This is a genomic window from Streptomyces sp. HUAS YS2, assembly GCF_033343995.1.
Classification (GTDB): Bacteria; Actinomycetota; Actinomycetes; order Streptomycetales; family Streptomycetaceae; genus Streptomyces; species Streptomyces solicathayae.
Map to the genome: position 1 here is coordinate 749,819 of NZ_CP137573.1, position 19,194 is coordinate 769,012.

Here is a 19,194-nt window from a genome sequence, read left to right on the forward strand (position 1 = left end):
TTCTGGGTACTGGCCGTCGTCGCCGTGGCGAGCGGCGTGATGGTGTTCCGGTTCGACTCCATGGCACGGGCGACGTTCTCGCTGCTCACCTCGCTGCTCTGCGTGGGCGGGGAGCTGATCGTGCTCGGCCTGGACTATCTGGGCGTCGTCACCGTCCTGATGATGACGATCGAGATGGCCGTCATGGCCGTCTTCATGATCATGTTCATGATGAACCCGGCCGGGCTCATGCCCATGACGATGATGCACAACAGGCGGGGCGCGGCGGTCATCTGCGCCCTGACGTTCGCGCTGCTCGTCGCCGGGATCCTGCTCGCCCCCTGGCCGCGCCGGCGCGGTCGGGCGCCCGCCGACCCGACCCTGGACCTCGGCAACGCCCTGATGGGGCCGCACATGCTCACGATGACGACGCTCGGCATGGCGCTGTTCGCGACGATCGTGTCGACCGTCGTCCTGGCCACCCGGCGCGGCCGGTACGACCGCTTCGGTGACGAGCTGCGGGCGGCCCGGCCCGACGACCCGGTTCGGGGCGGGGTGGGCCGGTGAACCTCGAACTCTTCCTGATCACCGCCGCCGCGCTGTTCTGCGTCGGCCTGTTCGGCGCGCTGACCCAGCAGTCGATCGTGATGCTGATGATGGGCCTGGAGCTGATGCTCGGCGGCGTGATCCTCGCGGCCGGTGCGGCCTGGCACCACATCGCGCCCGGCTCGGTCGACGGGCAGGTGCTGATCGTGGTCGCCATCACGGCCATGGCGGTCGAGATGGCGATCGGCTTCGCCGTCGTCACCGCTCTGTTCCGGTCGCGCGAGCTCGACATGACCGACATGGCCGCGGAGTTGAAGGAGTGAGCGTCCTGCTCTGGGCGCTCGTGGCGCTGCCGCTGACGGCCGGGACGCTGCTCGCGCTCGCCGGGCGGCCGGCGGACCGATGGGCCCCCGTGGTGGCGGTCGCGGTCGCCGCGGCCGCACTGTGGCTCGCCGTCGTCGCCGCGGTCCGGCATCCGGCGGTCGAGGCGCCCTTCCTCGCCGGGCTGCCCGTGCGCCTGGCGGTGGACGGCCTGTCCGGGGTCCTCGTCGTCACCGTCACCGCCATCACCCTGGCCGTCCTGCTGTTCGCGGCGGCGGAGTTCGACGCCTCGGAGGCGCGGGCCCGGTTCTTCGGGCTGATGCTCGTCTTCGCGGGCAGCATGCTCGTCACGGTCACCGCCAGCACCCTCCTGACACTGCTCCTGGGCTGGGAGGTCATGGGCGCCGCCTCCTGGGCGCTGATCGGCTACTGGTGGCGCGACCCTGTTCGTACGGCGGCGGCCGACACGGCCTTCCTCACCACCCGCGCGGCCGACCTCGGGCTCTATCTGGCGGCGGGCGCCGCCCTGGCCGCCGCACCGGGTCCGCTCGCCCTCGACGGGCTCGCGCGCGCCGGCGAACCGTGGCTGTCCGTCGTGACGGCGGGCCTCCTCGTGGCCGCGCTCGGCAAATCGGCCCAGCTCCCCTTCAGCTTCTGGCTGTCGCGGGCCATGCAGGGGCCGAGCCCGGTCTCGGCGCTGCTGCACTCCGCGGCGATGGTGGTGGCGGGGGCGTATCTGCTGCTGCGGACCCGGCCGTTGCTCGAAGCGTCGGGGTGGGGCGCGGACGCGGCGGCGTGGGCGGGTGCCGTGACCGCCGTCGTGCTCGGTCTCGTGGCCGTGGCACAGACCGACTTCAAGCAGCTGCTGGCCGCGTCGACGTGCGCGCAGATCGGATACATGGTGCTCGCCGCCGGGGCGGGGGCGAGCACCGGCGGTGTGCTGCAGCTGATGGCCCATGCCGCGGCGAAGAGCCTGCTGTTCCTGACGGCGGGTGCCTGGCTGACCGCATGGGGGACGCAGCGGCTCCCCGAGCTCCGGGGCGCGGCCCGGACGTACCGGGCCGCCGGGGTGGTGTGCACCGTGGGCGCGCTGTCGTTGGCAGGGCTGCCCCCGTTCGCCCTGTGGGCGGCCAAGGACGTCCTGCTGGCCGGGGCTCGCGAGGACGGCGCGTGGCTGTACGCGACCGGGCTCGCGGCGGCCGTGATCTCCGCCGTCTACAGCGTGCGGATCCTCCGGTTCGTGTGGGACCGACCGGAGCCGCGCGCGGCCTCCGGGCGGCGGATCCCCGGCGGAGCGATCGCCCCGCTGACGCTGCTCGCCCTCGCCTGCCTCGCCCTGACGCCCGTGGCCTTCCCTCCGGTGCGGACCGCGCTCGCCGACTATCTCGGCACCGCGGGCGAACCCGACCCGCACCTCTGGGAGTTCGCGCTGTCCGGTGCCCTCGCGCTCGCCTCCGCCGCCGGTGCCTGGGCGTGGCCCCGGGCCAGGTCATGGGGCCGGTCCGGCCCTCTGCAGCGGGCCGGCGGGCAGTGGCTCGGGCTCGAACGGGCCGCCCACGTCCTCCTCGTGTCCCCCACGCTGCGGACCGCCCGCGCCGCCGCCCGGTTCGACGCCCGTGTCCTGGACCGAGCCGTACAGGCATCGGCCCTCGGGGCCGTCGCCTGCGCCCGCTGGACGAACCGGTTCGTCGAGGGGGCGATCGAGCGTGCGGTCGAGGGCGTCGCCACCGCGGCCCGGCGGCTCGGCCGCTGGGCCCGCCGACCGCAGACCGGACAGCTGCACCAGTACCTCGCCCAGGCCGTCGCCGCATTCTCCGTCCTCGCCGTCGTGCTCGTCCTCGTGAGGTAGCCGTTGCTCACCGCCCTCGTCTTCGCCCCGACCGCGGTCGCCCTGCTGCTGCTCGCGCTGCCCGCCCGTACCCCGCTCACGGCCCTGCGGCTCGTCTGGCCGGCGACGGCGGCCGTCGAACTCGGTCTGGTGATCGCCGTCTGGGCCGGGTACGAGACCGGCGGCGGGCGGCAGTACGAGGTGCGGGCCCGCTGGATCCCCAGCGCGGGTGTCGGCTACCACGTCGGCGTCGACGGCCTGTCGCTGCCGCTGCTCGCCCTCACCTGCGTACTGTTCCTCGCCTGCGCGGTGTACTCGCTGCGCGAGACCCGTCGCGTCCGCGCGTACGCCGCGCTTTTCCTGTTCCTGCAGACCACGTGCCTGGGGCTGTTCGTCTCCCTCGACCTGATCCTGTTCTTCGTCTTCTTCGACCTGTCGATCGTGGCGATGTACTTCGTCATCGCCGGTTGGGGGCACCGCGACGCGAGGCAGGCGGCGCTGCAGTTCTTCCTGTACACGTTCACCGGCTCGCTCGCCCTGCTGCTCGGCTTCATCGGGCTGTACCTCGCCGCGTCCCCGCACACCTTCGACATCGTGGAGCTGACCCGGCAGAACCCGCTCGCCGGCCGGTCCGCCTACGCCGCGCTCGTGCTGCTCGCGCTGGTCGTGGGCCTCGCGGTGAAGACCCCGACCGTGCCGTTCCACACCTGGCTGCCGCCCGCCCACACCGAAGCCCCGGCGGCCGGTTCCGCGATCCTCGCCGGGGTGCTCCTGAAAATGGGGACGTACGGGTTCCTGCGCATCGCGATGCCGCTGCTGCCGGAGGCGTGGCGGCGCTACGCGCTGACCCTGGTCGTCATCGGGGTGGTCTCCGTGCTGCACGGCGCGCTGGTGGCGCTGGCCCAGAGCGACTTCAAGCGGATGGTGGCGTACACCTCCGTCAATCACATGGGGTACATCGTGCTCGCGGTCGGCGCCGCCGCCGCGACCGCCGACACCTCGGCGCAGGCCCGTTCCCTCGCGCTGACGGGTTCGGTGACCCAGATGGTGAGCCACGGGCTGATCACCGGGGCGCTGTTCCTCCTCGCCGGGGTGCTGTACGAGCGGGGGCGGACCTACGAGATGGCCGCGTACGGCGGAGTCGCCGCCCTCGCACCGGTCTTCGCCGCCCTGACCGGCGTGGCCGCGTTCGCGTCCCTGGGGCTCCCCGGGTTCTCCGGCTTCGTCGCGGAGTTCCAGATCTTCGCGGGCTCCCTGGGGCCGCGACCGCTGGCCACCGCGCTCGCCGTGCTCGGGATCCTGCTCACGGCGGGGCTCTTCCTGCGTGCCCTGCGCCAGATCCTGACGGGGCCGCTGCGGCTGCCCGACGCACCCGGCACCCCACGGGCGTTCCCCGATCTGCGGGCGCACGAGAGCGCGGCCGTCGTCCCGCTGCTCGCGGGGGCCGTCGTCCTCGGCATCACGCCGCGTTTCCTGCTCGACGTCATCGAGCCCGCGTCGCGCACGGTGCTGGAGCTGGTCGACAGGTGACCGGCATGGGCGACATGAACGAGAACCCGCTGGACATCCTCCCCGAGGTGCTGCTGGCCGGTTCGGCCGTCACCGGGCTGCTGCTCGGCGCCTGGCTGCCGCGCCGCCGCCAGTGGCTGGTCGGCCTGCTCGCCGCGCTCGCCGCGGGCGGGGGGATCGTGGCGGCGGCGGTCGCCGCCTCCCGGCCCGATCTGACCGCGTTCGGCGAGGCGTTCACCGTCGACGCGATCACCGGCACGTCCCGGATCGTGGTCCTGGGCGCCGTCCTGCTCGTCCTCGCCCTCTTCGCGCGGCCGTTCCACGCGCATCCGCGCGAGAGCGAGGCGTACGTCCTGCTCCAGTTGTCCGCCCTCGGCGCCCTCGTCATGGCGGGCACCCAGGACCTGCTGCTGCTCGCCGCCGGGTACCTGCTCGCCAGTGTGCCCGCCTACACCCTGGCCGGATTCCGCAAGGACGGCCCGGGCACGGAGGCCGCGCTCAAGTACTACGTGATCGGCGCGCTGCTCGGCGTGCTCATGCTGGCCGGCATCACCTTGCTGTACGCGGCGGGACGCGCCACCGGGTATCCGCCGCTCGGCCCGGCGCTGCCCGAGGCGCCGAGGGCGCTGGTCGCGGCCGGAGCGGTCGGGCTGCTGGCCGGCGTGCTGTTCAAGGCGGGGGCGGTCCCGGCACATTTCTGGGTCCCGGACGCGATCCAGGGGAGCAGCGCCCCGGCAGCGGCGTTCCTGACCACGATCCCGAAGGTCGGCGCCCTGGCCGCCCTGCTGCGCCTCGGCGAGACGGTCCTCACCGACGGCGCGATGCCGTGGGCCGCCGTGATCTCCGTGGTGGCCGCGGCCTCGATGACGCTGGGCAATCTGGCCGCCTTCTTCCAGGACGACGTGAAGCGGCTCCTCGCGTACTCGACCATCAGTCAGGTCGGGTACCTGCTGCTGCCGGTGGCCGTCGCCGGGCGGTCGGTCCTGGCGCAGCCCGCCCTGCTGTACTACGCGGCCGCGTACGCCGTCACGAACCTGGGCGCGTTCGCCGTGGTCTGCGCCCTCCCCCGGGCCACCCGACTCGCCGACTACCGCGGCCTCGTGCGGCACCGGCCGCTGCTCGCCGCGAGTCTCGTCGTCTGTCTGCTCGGCCTCGTCGGCACCCCGCCGACCGCCGTCTTCGTCGGCAAACTGGAGGCGTTCAGCGCCGCGTTCGACGGCGGACACGGCTGGCTCGCGGTGCTGGCCGCCGTCAACACCGTCGCCTCCGTCTTCTACTACCTGCGCTGGATCGTGCCGGCCGTCTCACGGGGCGACGGCGCCGCGCCCGCCGCCGAGGACGGCCTCGCCCGGAGCGTCGCCTACACGGCCGCCGCGATCTCCCTCGGGCTCGGGACGGCGGCGGGGCCCGTGCTCCCCGTCCTGGGCGGCTCGCTCGCCGCCTAGTCCTGAATCCGGGGTGACGAGCGGCTCGCGCTCCGGCGCGCGGGCGTGGCCTAGAGTGCGGGTGTGCCGTCGTACAGCATTGGGCAGGCAGCGCAGCTGCTCGGAGTGAGTTCGGAGACCGTTCGCCGGTGGGCGGACGGCGGCAGGCTGGGCATGGAGCGGGACGGGTCCGGCAAGCGGGTGATCGAGGGCACGGCCCTGGCCCGTTTCGCGCAGGAGCGGGGCGCCGGCCTCCACGCCGTCCCGGAGGACGGCGTGCCCACCTCCGTACGGAACTCCTTCGTGGGGATCGTGACGGCGGTACGGGTCGACGAGGTGGCCGCGCAGGTGGAGGTCCAGTCGGGTCCGCACCGGCTGGTCTCGCTGGTGACGCGGGAGGCGGTCGAGGAGCTGGGGCTCGACGTCGGGGTCACGGTGACCGCCCGGGTGAAGTCGACGAGCGTGCACATCGACCTGCCCTGACGGCGCCGGGTGCCGTGACGGACCCGGGCGCCCCGACCGTTTCCGGCGCCTGGCCGGTCAGCGGCAGAGCAGGGCAGCGCGCAGGTCCACCTTGTTGTCGAGTCGCGACAGGTCGCGGCCGGTGAGCGCCTCGATGCGTTCGACGCGGTGGTGGACCGTGTTGACGTGGACGTGCAGGGCCTCGGCGGTCCGTGCCCAGGAGCAGTCGTGCGCCAGGAAGACCTCCAGGGTCTCCAGGAGCATCGCGCCGGAGCCCCGGCCGGCGCCGAGGAGCGGCCCGAGGACGGTGTCGCGGTACACCGTCCGTACGTCGGCCGGAATGCCGGCCATCAGCGTACCCAGGCCGTCGAGGTCGCCGAGTCCGGCGACCCGCGGCGCCGACGGCGACGCGGTACGGGCCGCCGCCAGCGCGTAACGGGCCTGGGTCGGGGCGGCGTTCAGCCCCTCGGGGGCGGTGACCGGCGCGCTCACGCCGGCGTGCAGGGCGAGGTCCGGGCGGCAGGCGTGGATCAGCGCCTCCGTGAGCGCGGCGACGCCGGCCTCACCTCTCGTCCGTTCCTCCAAGCGGACTCTCATCCGCGATGGAGAGTCCCACGACATAGTTGCAGCTGAGAGCTGTTCCGGCCTACGGTGGCGCATATGCAGTCCTACACCATTGGCCAGGCCGCACGTCTGCTGGGCGTCAGCCCCGACACCGCGCGGCGCTGGGCGGACGCGGGCCGGGTCGCCACCCACCGCGACGAGAGCGGCCGGCGCGTGATCGACGGCAAGTCGCTCGCCGCGTTCTCCGTGGAGATCGCGCAGGGCGAGGAGGACGACGACGCGTCGTACACCTCGGCGCGCAACGCGTTCCCGGGCATCGTCACCGGGATCAAGCTCGGCGACATCGCGGCCCAGGTCACCATCCAGGCCGGGCCGCACCGGCTGGTCTCCCTCCTCACCCGTGAGGCCGTGGAGGAACTGGGACTGGAAGTCGGCATGCAGGCCACCGCCCGCGTGAAGTCGACCAGCGTGCACATCGACCGCACCTGACCACCACTCACGCACCACCGAGACGTCTCGGCCGTCGGCGCGACCGGCCTTGCTCCCGTTCTTTCCTCGTTCCCAAGGAGTTCAGACCCTCATGTCCGTCACCCTCACCGTCGCCGGACGCCGTGTCGCCGCCACCGCCCTCACCGCCGCCCTGCTCGTGCCGCTCGCGGCCTGTTCCAGCGACGGTGACAAGAAGGACACCGGCGGTTCCGCCGCGTCCGACTCCGCGAGCGCCGAGCCGAAGGCGAACCTGACGGTCCTCGCGGCCGCCTCCCTGACCGACGTGTTCAAGACCGCGGGCGCCGCGTACGAGAAGTCCCACCCGGGCACCAAGCTCACCTTCTCCTTCGCCGGCTCGCAGGAGCTCGTCGCCCAGGTGTCCCAGGGCTCGCCGGCCGACGTCCTGGTGACCGCCGACACCAAGAGCATGGACAAGGTGAAGGCCGACACGAGCACCCCGGCGGTCATCGCGAGGAACCGGCTCGTCATAGCCACCGGTGAGGGCAACCCGCACAAGGTCGACGACCTGAAGGACCTGGCGAACACCGAGCTGAAGGTCGTACTCGCGGCGCCCGAGGTGCCGGCCGGCAAGTACAGCAAGCAGATCCTCGACGCGCAGAAGATCACGGTGAAGCCGGTCTCCCAGGAGCCCAACGTGCGCGCCGTGCTGAGCAAGGTCGAGCTGGGCGAGGCCGACGCGGGCCTGGTCTACAAGACCGACGCCGAGAGCGCGAAGGACAAGGTCGACGCGGTCGAGATCCCGGACGCCCAGAACGCCGTCGCCCAGTACCCGGCCGCCACGCTGAAGGACTCCAAGAACGCCGAGGCCGCCGCCGCGTTCGTCGCCTGGCTGTCCTCGCCGGAGGGCCAGAAGATCCTCCAGGACGCCGGCTTCCAGAAGCCGTAACCGTCCGGGATCACCCAGACCCGGAGGGGCTGTCCGTATCCGCGGGGGAACGGACAGCCCCTCCGCTCCACGTTTTCACGTACTCGGGATCATCGATGAAACGAGCAGCCGTCCGTACGCCCGGCGCCCGCCCGCCCCTCGCCCTGGCCCTGCCCGCGCTCGCGGCCGTGGCCTTCCTGGCCCTCCCGCTGCTCGGCATCCTCGTCCGCACGGAGTGGAGCGAACTCGCCGACCACCTCGGCGCGCCGGGCACCGTCCAGGCGCTGCGGCTGTCGCTCCTGGTCTCCTTCTGGGCGCTCGGCCTCTCGCTGCTGCTCGGCGTCCCGCTGGCCTGGCTGCTCGCCCGGGTCCCGTTTCCCGGCAAGGCGTTCGTCCGCTCGCTCGTGCTGCTGCCCATGGTGCTGCCGCCCACGGTCGGCGGTGTCGCGCTGCTCCTCGCCTTCGGCCGGCGCGGGCTCCTCGGCCCGTGGCTGGAGTCCACCTTCGGCATCACGCTGCCGTTCCACACCTCAGGAGCCGTGCTGGCGGCGACGTTCGTCGCCATGCCGTTCCTGATCATCAGTCTGGAGGGGGCGCTCGGCGGACTGCGGCCGCGCTACGAGGAGACGGCGGCCTCGCTCGGCGCCTCACCGGTGCGGGTCTTCTTCACGGTGACCCTGCCCATGGTGGCGCCCGGCGTCGTCGCGGGTGCGGCGCTGACCTGGGCCCGGGCGCTCGGCGAGTTCGGTGCCACGATCACCTTCGCCGGCAACCTGCCCGGTACCACCCAGACCCTGCCGCTCCAGGTCTACCTGCTGCTCCAGGACGAGCCGGAGGCCGCGACTTCCGTCTCGCTGCTGCTGCTCGCCATCGCGATGGGCGTGCTGATCGCCCTGCGGGGCCGGTGGACCGGTACTCCGGCCGACCGGATGCGGCGCGCGGCTGCGCCCCCGGCGGACACGGAGCCGATCGACGCGGAGGAGCCGCCGGGCCCCGTCGCCCCGCCCGCACCGTCCGACGAGCGGTGGTCCCTGCACGCCGAGGTCACCGGCTTCACCCGGCTCACCCTGGACGCCGAACCGGGCACGACCATCGCCGTCGTGGGGCCGAACGGCGCCGGCAAGACCACGCTGCTGCGGGCCCTGCTCGGGCTCACCGACCGGGCCCACGCGGACCTCACCCTCGGCGGCGCCGACGCCACGGCCCTGCCCCCGCACCGGCGGCGGGTCGCCTGGGTGCCGCAGGACGGCGCCCTCTTCCCGCACATGACGGCGCTCGGCAACACCGCGTACGGGCTGCGGGCGCAGGGTGTCCCGCGCGCCGAGGCCCGGCGGGAGGCGCAGTCCTGGCTCGACCGCCTCGGGGTCGGTCATCTGTCGCACCGCAGGCCGACCCAGCTGTCCGGCGGGCAGGCCGGGCGGGTCGCCCTGGCCCGGGCGCTCGCCGCCCGCCCGCGGCTCCTCGTCCTCGACGAACCGCTCGCCGCGCTCGACCAGACCACCCGCGCCCATGTCCGGCACACCCTGCGCACGCACCTGGCGGGCTTCGGCGGCGTGTGCCTCATCGTGACCCACGACCCCGTCGAGGCCGTCTCCCTCGCCGACCGCGTGCTCGTGCTCGACGAGGGCCGCGCGCTGCAGGACGACGCCCCCACCGAGGTCACCCGCCATCCGCGCTCGCCCTGGGTGGCGCGGATGCTCGGCCGCAACGCCTGGCCCGGCAAGGCCACCGCGGAGGGCGTCGCGCTCGACGGCGGCGGTGTTCTGGTCGCGGCCGATCCGCCGGCGGCCGGGACTCCGGCGCTCGCGATCGTCGCGCCGGAGGCGGTGTCCGTGCACCGCGAGAAGCCCGCGGGCAGCCCTCGTAACGTCTGGCCCGGAACCGTACGGGAGATCACCAGCAGCGGCAGCCGGCTGCGGGTTCTGATCACCTCGGACCGGGCCCCCGATCTCGTCGCCGAGATCACCCCGCAGGCCGCCGCCGAACTCGCCCTGGCCGACGGGGTGTCGGTCTGGACGAGTGTGAAGGCGACCGAGGCGACCGTCGTGGCCCTGTGACCGCTCCGGCGGCGTCGGTCAGGCGGCGGAGAGAGCGATCTCGGTCGACTTGATCAGTGCGACGACGGAGGTGCCGGCGGCCAGGCCGAGGTCCTCGACGGCGTCCTTGGTGATCGCGGCAGTCAACTGACCGCCCTCGACGGTGACCTTCACGGAGCCCATGGCACCGCCGGTGGACACCTCCGTGACGGAGCCCGCGAGCTGGTTGCGGATCGAGATCCCCTGGACGGGGCCGGTCGCGAGGGCGACCTCGGTCGACTTCACGAGGGCGTTGACCGCGGAACCCGCCGCCAGGCCCAGGTCCTTGACCGCGTCGGCGGTGATGGCCGCGGTGATCTCCTGGCCGCCGGACAGCCGCACCTTCACGGACGCCATGGCCTCGCCCGTGGTGACGGCGGTGACGGTGCCGGGGAGCTGGTTACGAATGGACAGGGTCATGGAGCACACGCCTCGCAAAGCCGGAAACGGGCAGTCGTCACTTCTGTGACCTGCGTCCGGGCCGACGCTACCGGAGGGGAAAATCCCTTTCGCACCTTGTGTCGCATCAACCAGCCGAATGGACGCGCCCTCCTCCAGCCCTCTGCACGCACAAGCAAGAGCGAATCGCATTCCACCCTGCAGATGTGAGGCCATGGGCCGTGCTGGCCTCTTGGATGATCCACCGTGCGCGGGCGACTCCCAGCGGGCCGTTTCTGTGTCCCGGTCCAATCGCCTGGGCCGGGCGAGGGCTGCTTGACTGTTGCGCACCGGCCCCGTGGCGGAGGAGTGGCTCTCGCCGCGACGGGTCGACCGGCCGGAGGGTCCTGCGCGCCGATCGCGGTGTTCGGCACGCAGGACCCGGACCCCGGCGGCTCAGCGCGCGGAGGCCGAGGCGGCCCTGCGGTGCCGGAAGTTGACGACCGCGGCCCTGGCCATCATCACGGGGTTCAGGAAGCCCAGCGGCCCGATGAGGCGCGAGGCGAACCGATGCATGTGCCGGGCCACCGCCTCGTCGCGCGCCGCCGCCGCGAACATCAGCTGTTCCATGGCGTTGAACCGGCGCGCCTTGGAGAAGTCGGCGGCCAGGGACTGATGAGCGGTCAGCCGGCGCTTGTGGGTGCGCGCGTACGCCGCGACCGCCTTGTCGAGGTCGCCGTGCCCGGCCGCGGCCGGGGCGACCGCGTCCGTGAGCCATCGCGCCGTCTCGAGCGCCCACCCGCATCCCACTCCCCACAGAGGATCGCCGGTCAGGGCGGCGTCGCCGATGAGTGCGAGGCCCGGCGCCGCCGCTTTGCGGCTGTGCAGCGGGTAGTTGACGGTGCCGATGATCTTCGAGACGCGCTCGGCGGAGTCGACGGGCGGCGCTTCGGGCAGCGCGCGGACGAACGCGAGGAAGCTGCCCTCCAGATCCGCCCGGAAGTCGGGCAGCCGCGTCTTCTCCGGGAGTACCGCGAGGACCGTCACCCCGTCGTCGTTGGGGAACGCGTACGCCATGTCGGGCTCGAGGAACCAGGCCTGACCGATGCCGCCGTGCAGCGGAAGGTTGCGGAAATGCGCGAGGTAGCCGAACCGCGTGTTCTCGTACTCCTGGGTGGGAAGGCCGGCGTACTTCGCCACAGCCGAGTCCTTGCCGTCGGCGCCGACCACCAGGCGGGCCCGTATCTCACGTTCGCCCTGCGGCGTCGACGCGCGCACCCCCAGGGTGCGCCCGCCCTCCCGGACCAGCCCGGTCACCTGGTGCCCGAGGAGCAGATCGACACCCGGGGTCTCCGCCGCACGGGCCCTGATCATCGGATCGAGGACGCTCCGCCGGATGTTGTACGCGAACGGCAGCTCGGGCCCCCCGGGCGCCGGCTTCGGGTGGATCCACCCCCAACGCGTGTACCAGCGAGCCTCGTTGCGCACGGCCCCGGCCTTCTCGAGCGCGGGGACGAGGCCGAGCTCCTCCAGCACCGGGTAGGCGTTGGCCGTGATGGAGTGGGTGCACAGCACCTTGTACGCATCGGGGTCCGAACGGCGCTCCAGCAGTGCGACGCGGACACCGCGCCGGGCGAGCAGGATCGCCGCCGCGCTGCCGGCGAGACTGGCTCCGCTGATGACGACGTCGTAGTCGTGTGCCGCGCTCTCAGGCGTGGTCATGCGCTGATCGCCCCCTGTCGTGGTGTGTGGTGCCGTACGTGGGAGTGGTGCGGTGCCTGCGCTGCCCGTGCTGTCAGGCACATGGCGAAGTGTAGGGCGCGACCTTCGGCCGGGTCGCGAGCTGGACACCACACCGACACCCGCTAAGGTAAGGCTTACCTAACCCATGAGGAGGTTCCCCTTGAGCACTCATGCAGCCACCGCCCTGCCCGAGCCGACCGCGGCGGAACGCGTGCGCACCGTGCTGGCCCGTGCGATCTCGCTGTCCCTCACCACCGCGGCGCGGGAGTACGACCTGATCGGCATGCACTCCGTGAGCTCCAGGGGACTGATCACGCTCCACCCGCCGGCCGACAGCCCGTTGGCGCTCGAGGCCGCCGACGCACCGCACGGAGGGCTCGCCGCGCTGCTGGAGTTCACCGACGTCGCGCCCGCGGCGGTCCGCGACCGCGTCCGGGCGAGGGCCACGGTCTCCGGGTGGCTCGCCCCGGCCGAAGGCGACGGCGGCCTGCGGCTCGACATCGCCCGCGTCACCCTGCGGACCGCGACGGGTACGACGGACGTCGGGCCGGACGAGCTCGTCCTCGCCGAGCCCGACCCTCTCGCCGTCGAGGAGGCCGCCCTGCTGATGCACCTCGTCGACGCGCACGAGGACCTGCTGGGCGAGCTGGTCGGGCTCGCGGGCGCCAGGCTGCCGCACGGCGTGGTCCGCGCCCTGCCGTACGCCATGGACCGGCACGCCGTCACCCTGCGCTGCGAGTACGAGACCGGCCACTGCGACCTCCGCCTGCTGTTCCCGTCCCCCGCGCTCGACGCCGCCCAGGCCGGCGAACGCATCCGGCAACTCCTCACCCGGCCCCGGACCTGCAATCACCAGCACCCGACGCACACGCATCCCTGACGGCCACGGCCTCGGGCCGCGGCGCGGGCCCGAACCACTTTCGCAGCCTGGTCCACGGACCGCCGGCACGTGAGAATGCCGCCATGACCGAGACCTCAGCGACTCCGGAACAGCCCGATGCCGCCCCCGCCGTCCGGGTCGAGCGCGACGGGCCCGTCACGACCGTGGTGCTGTCGCGGCCCGCCGCCCGCAACGCCGTCGACGGGCCGACCGCCGCGCAACTGGCGGACGCCTTCCGGGCGTTCGAGGCGGACGAGGATGCCTCGGTCGCAGTGCTGTGGGGCGAGGGCGGGACGTTCTGCGCGGGCGCCGACCTCAAGGCCGTCGGAACCGAGGACGGGAACCGGGTGGCGCCGGACGGCGACGGCCCGATGGGCCCCACCCGGCTGAACCTGACCAAGCCGGTCGTCGCGGCCGTGGCCGGCCACGCCGTGGCGGGCGGGCTCGAACTGGCCCTCTGGTGCGACCTGCGGGTGGTCGAGGAGGACGCCGTCCTCGGCGTGTTCTGCCGCCGCTGGGGCGTGCCGCTCATCGACGGCGGGACCGTCCGGCTGCCGCGCCTGATCGGCGAGAGCCGCGCCATGGACCTGATCCTCACCGGCAGGGCGGTACCGGCCGCCGAGGCGTACGCGATCGGCCTCGCCAACCGCCTCGTACCGCCGGGCCGCGCCCGCGCCGCTGCGGAGGAGCTGGCCCGGGAGATCGCCGCGTTCCCGCAGCTCTGCCTGCGCCACGACCGGCTGTCGGTCCGCGAGCAGCACGGGCTGCCCGAGCACGAGGCGCTCGCCGCCGAACTGCGGCACGGAATGGTCCCGCTGACCGCCGGCGAGACCCTCGCGGGAGCCGCGCGCTTCGCGGCCGGGGCGGGCCGCCACGGCACCTTCGGCGACTGACCCGTGATGCCCGTGTCGTGCGCCCCGCGGGCGCACCACGCGGGCTGCGGTCAGGCGCCGATCAGGTCGGACATGGGGCGGTCCGGGGCGAGTTCGACGCCCAGCGCCCGGAGGTTGCCGTCGAGGACCGACCAGATCGAGCAGGTCAGCAGCTCCGCGAGCTGGGTGCCGGTCAGCCGTTGCGGCTCGCCGGCGAGCCAGTGGTTGACCGTGGCGTCGACGAAGCCCACGATGCCGACGGCGAGCGACGGCGCCGAGGCGGAGTCCTCGCCGAGGGACTTCAGCACCACCGAGAACACGTCGCCGACCTGTACGGCGATCGCCTCCTTGGTCCCGGCGACCACGCCGGCCCCCTCCCCGGGCGCCGGGGCGCCCGAGCCCAGGAAGGCGTGCAGGCGCGGGTGCCGGCGGACCCAGCCGAGATACGCGTCGACGGCCCGCCGGATCGCCTCGATGACGGTACCGCCGGGCTCCAGCGTGGGCGCGAGGTCGGCCATGAGCGAGTCGACGATGCGTCGGCGGATCAGCTCGTCGAGGTCGGCCCGGTCCTTGAAATGCCGGTAGACCACGGACCGCGGGAGCCCGAGACGGTCGGCGATCTGCTTGACGCCGACGCCGGGGCCGTCCTCCTCGATGGCGGCCACGGCCGCGTCGATCAGGTCGGACTGGCGCCGGGCCTTGTGCGCGTTCCATCGCGTCGAGCGTCCGTCGACCTCGGCCGCCCGCTCGACCTCGGCCCCCCGGTTCGCTGTCTCCGCCATTCGAGCAGGATACGTGCGCGCTCCGGGGGTCCGCCTCGGCGGGTGGCGGCGCGGGATCAGGAGGGTCGCCGTCCGGATCGGGCGGTGGCGAGCAGGTCGTCCCGGTCGGTGATCTTGACGCGCGGGCGTCCCTGCGGGGCGCCCGCCGCGCGCTCCGCCCGGTCGATCGCCCGCCAGCCGTCGAGTCCGACGGCGTGCCGCACCGCGGCGACCGCCCTGCCCGCCGCCGGGGACGTATCGCGGGCCGGTCCGGTGAGCCGGCCCGCCTCGAAGTCGTCGAGGAGCGCGGCGACGGTCTCCCGCGCGCAGGTCTTGTTGGTGCCGATGAATCCCGTGGGGCCGCGCTTGATCCAGCCGGTCACGTACACGCCGGGTGCGACCCGCCCCTGCTCGTGCGGGACCGTGCCGGTGGTCTCGTCGAACGGCAGGCCGGGAACCCGCCGTCCGCGGTAGCCGACCGCGCGCAGGACGAGACCGGTCTCCAGGACCTCCGTCCCGGCCGCCGGGACGGCCCGTACCGAACCGTCGGCGTCCTCGCGCAGCTCGGTGCGGGCGACCTCCAGCCCGGTCACGCGCTCGTCGCCGAGGACGCGGGTCGGCGCGGTGAGGAAGCGCAGGACGATTCGGCGCCGACCCGGTACGGGGGTCCGGGTGGCGAGTTCGGCGAGCAGGGCGGTCCTGGGCGTGGCATCGGGGGCCAGGCCCTGCGGCCAGTCCTCGACCAGGACGTCGATCCCGTCGAGGGCGCCGAGGGCGAGCAGTTCGGGCACGGTGAACGCGGCCTCCGCCGGACCGCGCCGCCCGAGCACGACCACCTCCCGGATCCGGCTGCCCCGCAGCGCGGTCAGCGCCCCGTCGGCGATGTCGGTGCGGGCCAGCGCCTCGGGGTCGGCGGTCAGCACGCGGGCGACGTCCAGGGCCACGTTGCCGTTGCCGATGACGACGGCGCGTTCGCAGTCGAGCGCGTGGGCGGCGGCGCTGTGGTCGGGGTGACCGTTGTACCAGGCCACGAAGTCGGTCGCGGAGACGCTGCCGGGCAGGTCCTCCCCGTCGATGCCGAGCCGCCGGTCGGTCGATGCGCCGACCGCGTAGATCACGGCGTGGTGGTCGCGGAGCAGGTCGTCGTGGTGGAGGTCCCGCCCGATCTCCACGTCGAGCCGGTACGAGAACCCCGGCTGGGACTCGATGTCCCCGAAGAGTCCGGTGACTTGGCGGGTGTCCTGGTGGTCGGGGGCCACCCCGGCGCGCACCAGGCCGTACGGGGTGGGCAGCCGGTCGTGGACGGTGACCCGCACACCGGGGTGTCCGAGCAGTTCGTCGGCGGCGAACATGCCGGCCGGTCCCGCACCGACCACCGCGACGCGCAGGTCGCCCGCCGGCAGCGTGCGCGGACGGGGCACGAGCGCCAGCGGCGTGCGGTCCCCGTGCGGGTTGGCTTCGTAGTAGGCCGCGTTGAGGTCGAGGAACTGCAGCTCGGCGGGGGCGAGCCGGGTGTGCGGCTTGATCGCGTCCACGGGGCAGGCCGTCACGCAGGCGCCGCAGTCGACACAGGCGAGCGGGTCGACGAAGAGCATGTCGGCCTCGGCGAAGCCCGGTTCGCCGGGTGCGGGGTGGATGCAGTTCACCGGGCAGGCCAGGACGCAGGACGCGTCGGCGCAGCACGACCGGGTGACGACGTAGGGCATGGCGGGCTTCTCCGCTTCGGAAGTCTGGTGCGGGCGACTCGGTGGTGCGGGGCGGCGCGGGGCAGCGTGGTCGTACGGCCGACCGGTCGGGCGACGCCGTCCGGTCGGCCGTGGCAGGCCCGTCGGTCAGGTGGCCCGCGTGGCGGGCTGGCCGCGGAAGCGGGACGGGCGGCCGTCGATGCGCAGCGCCCGCCACACCCGCCGGGACACCTTGTTCATCAGGCCGATGTCCTCGGCCAGCATCCGCACGTCGGCGTAGAGGTCGCGCAGCAGCTTCCGCCCCTCGGCGGACTGCCAGAACACGTCCTTGATCACCTGCCGGGGCACGCCCATCTTCTCGGCGGTCCTCCGGTCGGGGATCACCATGACGTCCCCGAGGACGCGCATGATCACGGGGAAGGCGACCGACAGCGTGCCCCTGCGCGCCTTCCCGAGCCCGGGCACCTTCTGCCGCAGGAACTCGTGGGCGAACGAGATGTGCCGTGCCTCCTCGGCGATGTGGATCTGCATGATCCGCCGCAGCAGCGGATGGCCGTCGTCCCCCGAGCGCAGGATCGCCTTCTGGAGGTGGTCGATCGGCTCCTCGCCGGCCAGCACGCCGGCGAAGAAGGCCTCGGGGAGCAGCGAACCGGCCAGCGGCAGCAGGCGGCTGACCACCCGGAAGGAGAGCCGTCCGCCGTGCACGTCGACGCCGGTGCGGTTCACGAACTCCTGGAACATCTGGGTGTGATGGGACTCCTCGGTGATCTCGTGGGTGAGATACCGGAACTCGGGGTCCTGGTTGCGCAGCGAGAACAGGTAGTCCAGCGCGCCGCGCATGAGCACGTTCTCGAACTGCATGCCGACCTTGGCGATGTTGGCGTACCGCCACAGCCCGATCTCCGCCTTGCGTTCCGGCGACTGCGCCCGGTACCAGGGGTGTCCGCCCAGCGGGTCGGCCTCCGGGAGCATCCAGCGCGGGTCCCGGGGGTCGACGGCGAAGTCGGGGTTCTCCCAGTCGATGTCGGTGAAAGCGTCGAAGTGGACCCGCACCGAGCCCTCGGACAGCGTCCGGAGCGTGTCGTCGTAGGTCTGCTGTTTGGTCATCACGGTCCTCGATCTCTGGCGGGGGAAGGGGGATCGTCCGTCACACCACGGGGGCGGAGTCCTGGCGGTCCTCGCGCGGGGCCGCGGCGTCCGTGCGGCCGAAGCGGAGCGCCGGGTCGTCGATCGGGGAGCGCCGCAGGGCGCGCCGGTCGCTGTAGTAGTTGTTCCGGATCCGCCACGGCGCGCGGGTGCCCTGCCGGGGCATGACCGCGTCGCCGCGCGCGATGTACCCGGAGGTGAGCGAGTCGCCCATGGCGGACTCGGCGGCCCGGTCGGCGTCGCCGGCGACCGGGGTGACGTGGGTGAAGCCGCGCCGGTCCATGTGCGCGAGCAGCTTGGCGATGTACTCGGAGGCGAGGTCGGCCTTGAGGGTCCAGGAGGCGTTGGTGTAGCCGAGGATGACGGCCAGGTTGGGTACGCCGTCGAGCATCACGCCCTTGTAGACCACGTGGTCGCGGGTCGTCACGGGGCGTCCGTCGACGCGGAGTTCGGCGCCGCCGGCGATCTGTACGCGCAGTCCGGTGGCGGTGACGACGATGTCCGCCGGGATCTCCTCGCCCGAGCGCAGGACGATGCCGTTCTCCGTGAACGTGTCGATGTGGTCGGTGACCACGGAAGCCCTGCCGCTCTTCAGGGCCTTGAACAGATCACCGCCGGGCACCACGCACAGCCGCTGGTCCCACGGCTTGTACGAGGGGGTGAAGTGCCGCATGTCGACGCTCTTCCCGAGCTGGGCCCGCACCCCCGCGAGCAGCACCCTGCGCATGACGCCGGGGGCGGTCCTGCACAGGGCGTAGAGCGCCCGCTGCAGCGCGATGTTGCGGGAGCGGCCGAGCCGGTGGACGGGCCCGGCCGGGACGCCCAGCTTGCGTAGCAGGACCCCGAGCGGGTCGTGCCGCGGCAGGCTCATGATGTACGTGGGCGAGCGCTGGAGCATGGTCACGTGGGCGGCGTCCTCGGCCATGGAGGGCACGAGCGTGATGGCGGTGGCGCCGCTGCCGACGACGACCACGCGCTTGCCGCGGTGGTCGAGGCCCTCCGGCCACTGCTGGGGGTGGACGAGGGTGCCGCCGAAGCGCTCCTCGCCGGGGAAGTCCGGGCGGTGGCCGTGGTCGTAGTCGTAGTAGCCGGTGGCGTTGACCAGGAAGGCGCAGGTGTGGACCTCGGTCTCGCCGGTGGTCTCGTCCCGGGTCTCGACGGTCCAACGCCCCTCGCCGCTGGACCAGTTCGCCCGGACGGCCCGACGTCCGAAGCGGATGTGCTCGGTGACTCCGTACTCCTCGGCGGTCTCCTGCACGTACCGCCGGATGTCCGTGCCGTCGGCGAGGATCTTGGTGCCGGTCCAGGGGCGGAAGCGGTAGCCGAAGGTGTACATGTCCGAGTCCGAGCGGATGCCCGGGTAGCGGAACAGGTCCCAGGTGCCGCCGATCCCGGTCCGCCGTTCCAGGACCGCGTACGTGCGGCCGGCGTTCTCCCGGATCAGATGGCAGGCGGCGCTGATGCCGGACAGTCCCGCGCCGATGATCAGCACATCGACATGACGTTGCTCCACGACCGTCTCCCCTTGTCCGACCCCGTCTTGGCCTGTACGCGGCAATGTACCTGCGACACACTGTTTCAGATACCGGCGGTAATGTGATCCAGGTCACACCCGAAGCAGGGCATGACGCGTGGCCGGGGGAGGG

At 73.2% G+C, this 19,194-nt stretch carries 18 protein-coding genes; 11 read left to right on the forward strand and 7 right to left on the reverse strand.

All coding sequences use genetic code 11. The features are described from left to right. Positions 1 to 39: 39 nt before the first annotated feature. The 6 genes from R2D22_RS03615 to R2D22_RS03640 all read left to right on the forward strand — a co-directional run bounded on the left by R2D22_RS03615 (position 40) and on the right by R2D22_RS03640 (position 6,090). The gene (locus R2D22_RS03615) at positions 40 to 546 is read left to right on the forward strand and encodes an NADH-quinone oxidoreductase subunit J (RefSeq protein WP_318109563.1); all 507 of its coding nucleotides are present in this window, start codon (positions 40 to 42) and stop codon (positions 544 to 546) included. Further along, complete coding sequence (gene nuoK, locus R2D22_RS03620) at positions 543 to 848, forward strand: NADH-quinone oxidoreductase subunit NuoK (protein ID WP_318101172.1); 306 nt, start codon at positions 543 to 545, stop codon at positions 846 to 848. The genes R2D22_RS03615 and nuoK overlap by 4 nt, the downstream gene beginning before the upstream one ends. Then, positions 845 to 2,695: a proton-conducting transporter transmembrane domain-containing protein gene (locus R2D22_RS03625; protein WP_318101174.1), complete on the forward strand. Its 1,851-nt coding sequence runs from the start codon at positions 845 to 847 to the stop codon at positions 2,693 to 2,695. The genes nuoK and R2D22_RS03625 overlap by 4 nt, the downstream gene beginning before the upstream one ends. 3 nt (positions 2,696 to 2,698) lie before the next feature. Beyond that, complete coding sequence (locus R2D22_RS03630) at positions 2,699 to 4,204, forward strand: complex I subunit 4 family protein (protein ID WP_318101175.1); 1,506 nt, start codon at positions 2,699 to 2,701, stop codon at positions 4,202 to 4,204. Positions 4,205 to 4,209: 5 nt separating this feature from the next. Beyond that, positions 4,210 to 5,628: an NADH-quinone oxidoreductase subunit N gene (locus R2D22_RS03635; protein ID WP_318101176.1), complete on the forward strand. Its 1,419-nt coding sequence runs from the start codon at positions 4,210 to 4,212 to the stop codon at positions 5,626 to 5,628. A gap of 63 nt (positions 5,629 to 5,691) precedes the next feature. Beyond that, on the forward strand, positions 5,692 to 6,090 hold the full coding sequence (locus R2D22_RS03640) for a TOBE domain-containing protein (RefSeq protein WP_318101177.1): 399 nt from the start codon (positions 5,692 to 5,694) through the stop codon (positions 6,088 to 6,090). A gap of 57 nt (positions 6,091 to 6,147) precedes the next feature. Here R2D22_RS03640 and R2D22_RS03645 read toward each other — a convergent pair whose 3' ends face one another. Next, the gene (locus R2D22_RS03645; RefSeq protein ID WP_318101178.1) at positions 6,148 to 6,654 is read right to left on the reverse strand and encodes a PucR family transcriptional regulator; all 507 of its coding nucleotides are present in this window, start codon (positions 6,652 to 6,654) and stop codon (positions 6,148 to 6,150) included. A gap of 75 nt (positions 6,655 to 6,729) precedes the next feature. Here R2D22_RS03645 and R2D22_RS03650 point away from each other — a divergent pair, with 75 nt between their 5' ends. The 3 genes from R2D22_RS03650 to R2D22_RS03660 all read left to right on the forward strand — a co-directional run bounded on the left by R2D22_RS03650 (position 6,730) and on the right by R2D22_RS03660 (position 10,065). Beyond that, positions 6,730 to 7,122 (forward strand): TOBE domain-containing protein, encoded by a 393-nt coding sequence (locus R2D22_RS03650; protein WP_318101179.1) that lies wholly within the window; start codon positions 6,730 to 6,732, stop codon positions 7,120 to 7,122. Positions 7,123 to 7,213: 91 nt separating this feature from the next. After that, positions 7,214 to 8,029: a molybdate ABC transporter substrate-binding protein gene (modA, locus tag R2D22_RS03655; protein WP_318101181.1), complete on the forward strand. Its 816-nt coding sequence runs from the start codon at positions 7,214 to 7,216 to the stop codon at positions 8,027 to 8,029. A 95-nt stretch (positions 8,030 to 8,124) separates the two neighbouring features. Then, positions 8,125 to 10,065, forward strand: a complete 1,941-nt coding sequence (locus tag R2D22_RS03660) for an ABC transporter permease (RefSeq protein WP_318101182.1) — start codon at positions 8,125 to 8,127, stop codon at positions 10,063 to 10,065. 18 nt (positions 10,066 to 10,083) lie between these two features. Here the strand turns inward: R2D22_RS03660 and R2D22_RS03665 are convergent, their stop codons facing one another. Both R2D22_RS03665 and R2D22_RS03670 read right to left on the reverse strand, forming a co-directional pair. Continuing rightward, complete coding sequence (locus R2D22_RS03665; protein WP_318101183.1) at positions 10,084 to 10,503, reverse strand: TOBE domain-containing protein; 420 nt, start codon at positions 10,501 to 10,503, stop codon at positions 10,084 to 10,086. 414 nt (positions 10,504 to 10,917) lie between these two features. Beyond that, on the reverse strand, positions 10,918 to 12,183 hold the full coding sequence (locus tag R2D22_RS03670) for an NAD(P)/FAD-dependent oxidoreductase (protein WP_318101184.1): 1,266 nt from the start codon (positions 12,181 to 12,183) through the stop codon (positions 10,918 to 10,920). 181 nt (positions 12,184 to 12,364) lie between these two features. Between R2D22_RS03670 and R2D22_RS03675 the strand changes: the two genes are divergently transcribed. After that, positions 12,365 to 13,084: a DUF2470 domain-containing protein gene (locus R2D22_RS03675; protein ID WP_318101185.1), complete on the forward strand. Its 720-nt coding sequence runs from the start codon at positions 12,365 to 12,367 to the stop codon at positions 13,082 to 13,084. 83 nt (positions 13,085 to 13,167) lie between these two features. Further along, positions 13,168 to 13,977, forward strand: coding sequence for a crotonase/enoyl-CoA hydratase family protein (locus R2D22_RS03680; RefSeq protein WP_318101186.1), 810 nt, complete (start codon positions 13,168 to 13,170; stop codon positions 13,975 to 13,977). A gap of 50 nt (positions 13,978 to 14,027) precedes the next feature. Here the strand turns inward: R2D22_RS03680 and R2D22_RS03685 are convergent, their stop codons facing one another. From R2D22_RS03685 to R2D22_RS03700, 4 genes are all read right to left on the reverse strand, one after another. Continuing rightward, on the reverse strand, positions 14,028 to 14,738 hold the full coding sequence (locus R2D22_RS03685; protein WP_318101187.1) for a TetR/AcrR family transcriptional regulator: 711 nt from the start codon (positions 14,736 to 14,738) through the stop codon (positions 14,028 to 14,030). Between the two features lie 56 nt (positions 14,739 to 14,794). Continuing rightward, complete coding sequence (locus tag R2D22_RS03690) at positions 14,795 to 16,423, reverse strand: FAD-dependent oxidoreductase (protein ID WP_318101189.1); 1,629 nt, start codon at positions 16,421 to 16,423, stop codon at positions 14,795 to 14,797. A gap of 126 nt (positions 16,424 to 16,549) precedes the next feature. Beyond that, on the reverse strand, positions 16,550 to 17,509 hold the full coding sequence (locus R2D22_RS03695) for an AurF N-oxygenase family protein (RefSeq protein WP_318101190.1): 960 nt from the start codon (positions 17,507 to 17,509) through the stop codon (positions 16,550 to 16,552). A gap of 40 nt (positions 17,510 to 17,549) precedes the next feature. Continuing rightward, positions 17,550 to 19,061, reverse strand: coding sequence for a flavin-containing monooxygenase (locus R2D22_RS03700; protein WP_318101191.1), 1,512 nt, complete (start codon positions 19,059 to 19,061; stop codon positions 17,550 to 17,552). Positions 19,062 to 19,194: the final 133 nt, after the last annotated feature.

Excerpts from the sequence above, each read along its gene's own strand:
- R2D22_RS03690 (WP_318101189.1), bottom strand. The coding sequence starts at position 16,423 with ATGCCCTACGTCGTCACCCGGTCGTGCTGCGCCGACGCGTCCTGCGTC.
- R2D22_RS03660 (WP_318101182.1), top strand. The coding sequence starts at position 8,125 with ATGAAACGAGCAGCCGTCCGTACGCCCGGCGCCCGCCCGCCCCTCGCC.
- R2D22_RS03670 (WP_318101184.1), bottom strand. The coding sequence starts at position 12,183 with ATGACCACGCCTGAGAGCGCGGCACACGACTACGACGTCGTCATCAGC.
- modA (WP_318101181.1), top strand. The coding sequence starts at position 7,214 with ATGTCCGTCACCCTCACCGTCGCCGGACGCCGTGTCGCCGCCACCGCC.
- R2D22_RS03635 (WP_318101176.1), top strand. The coding sequence starts at position 4,210 with ATGGGCGACATGAACGAGAACCCGCTGGACATCCTCCCCGAGGTGCTG.
- R2D22_RS03615 (WP_318109563.1), top strand. The coding sequence starts at position 40 with ATGGTGTTCCGGTTCGACTCCATGGCACGGGCGACGTTCTCGCTGCTC.
- R2D22_RS03680 (WP_318101186.1), top strand. The coding sequence starts at position 13,168 with ATGACCGAGACCTCAGCGACTCCGGAACAGCCCGATGCCGCCCCCGCC.
- R2D22_RS03665 (WP_318101183.1), bottom strand. The coding sequence starts at position 10,503 with ATGACCCTGTCCATTCGTAACCAGCTCCCCGGCACCGTCACCGCCGTC.
- R2D22_RS03685 (WP_318101187.1), bottom strand. The coding sequence starts at position 14,738 with ATGGCGGAGACAGCGAACCGGGGGGCCGAGGTCGAGCGGGCGGCCGAG.
- R2D22_RS03695 (WP_318101190.1), bottom strand. The coding sequence starts at position 17,509 with ATGACCAAACAGCAGACCTACGACGACACGCTCCGGACGCTGTCCGAG.
- R2D22_RS03650 (WP_318101179.1), top strand. The coding sequence starts at position 6,730 with ATGCAGTCCTACACCATTGGCCAGGCCGCACGTCTGCTGGGCGTCAGC.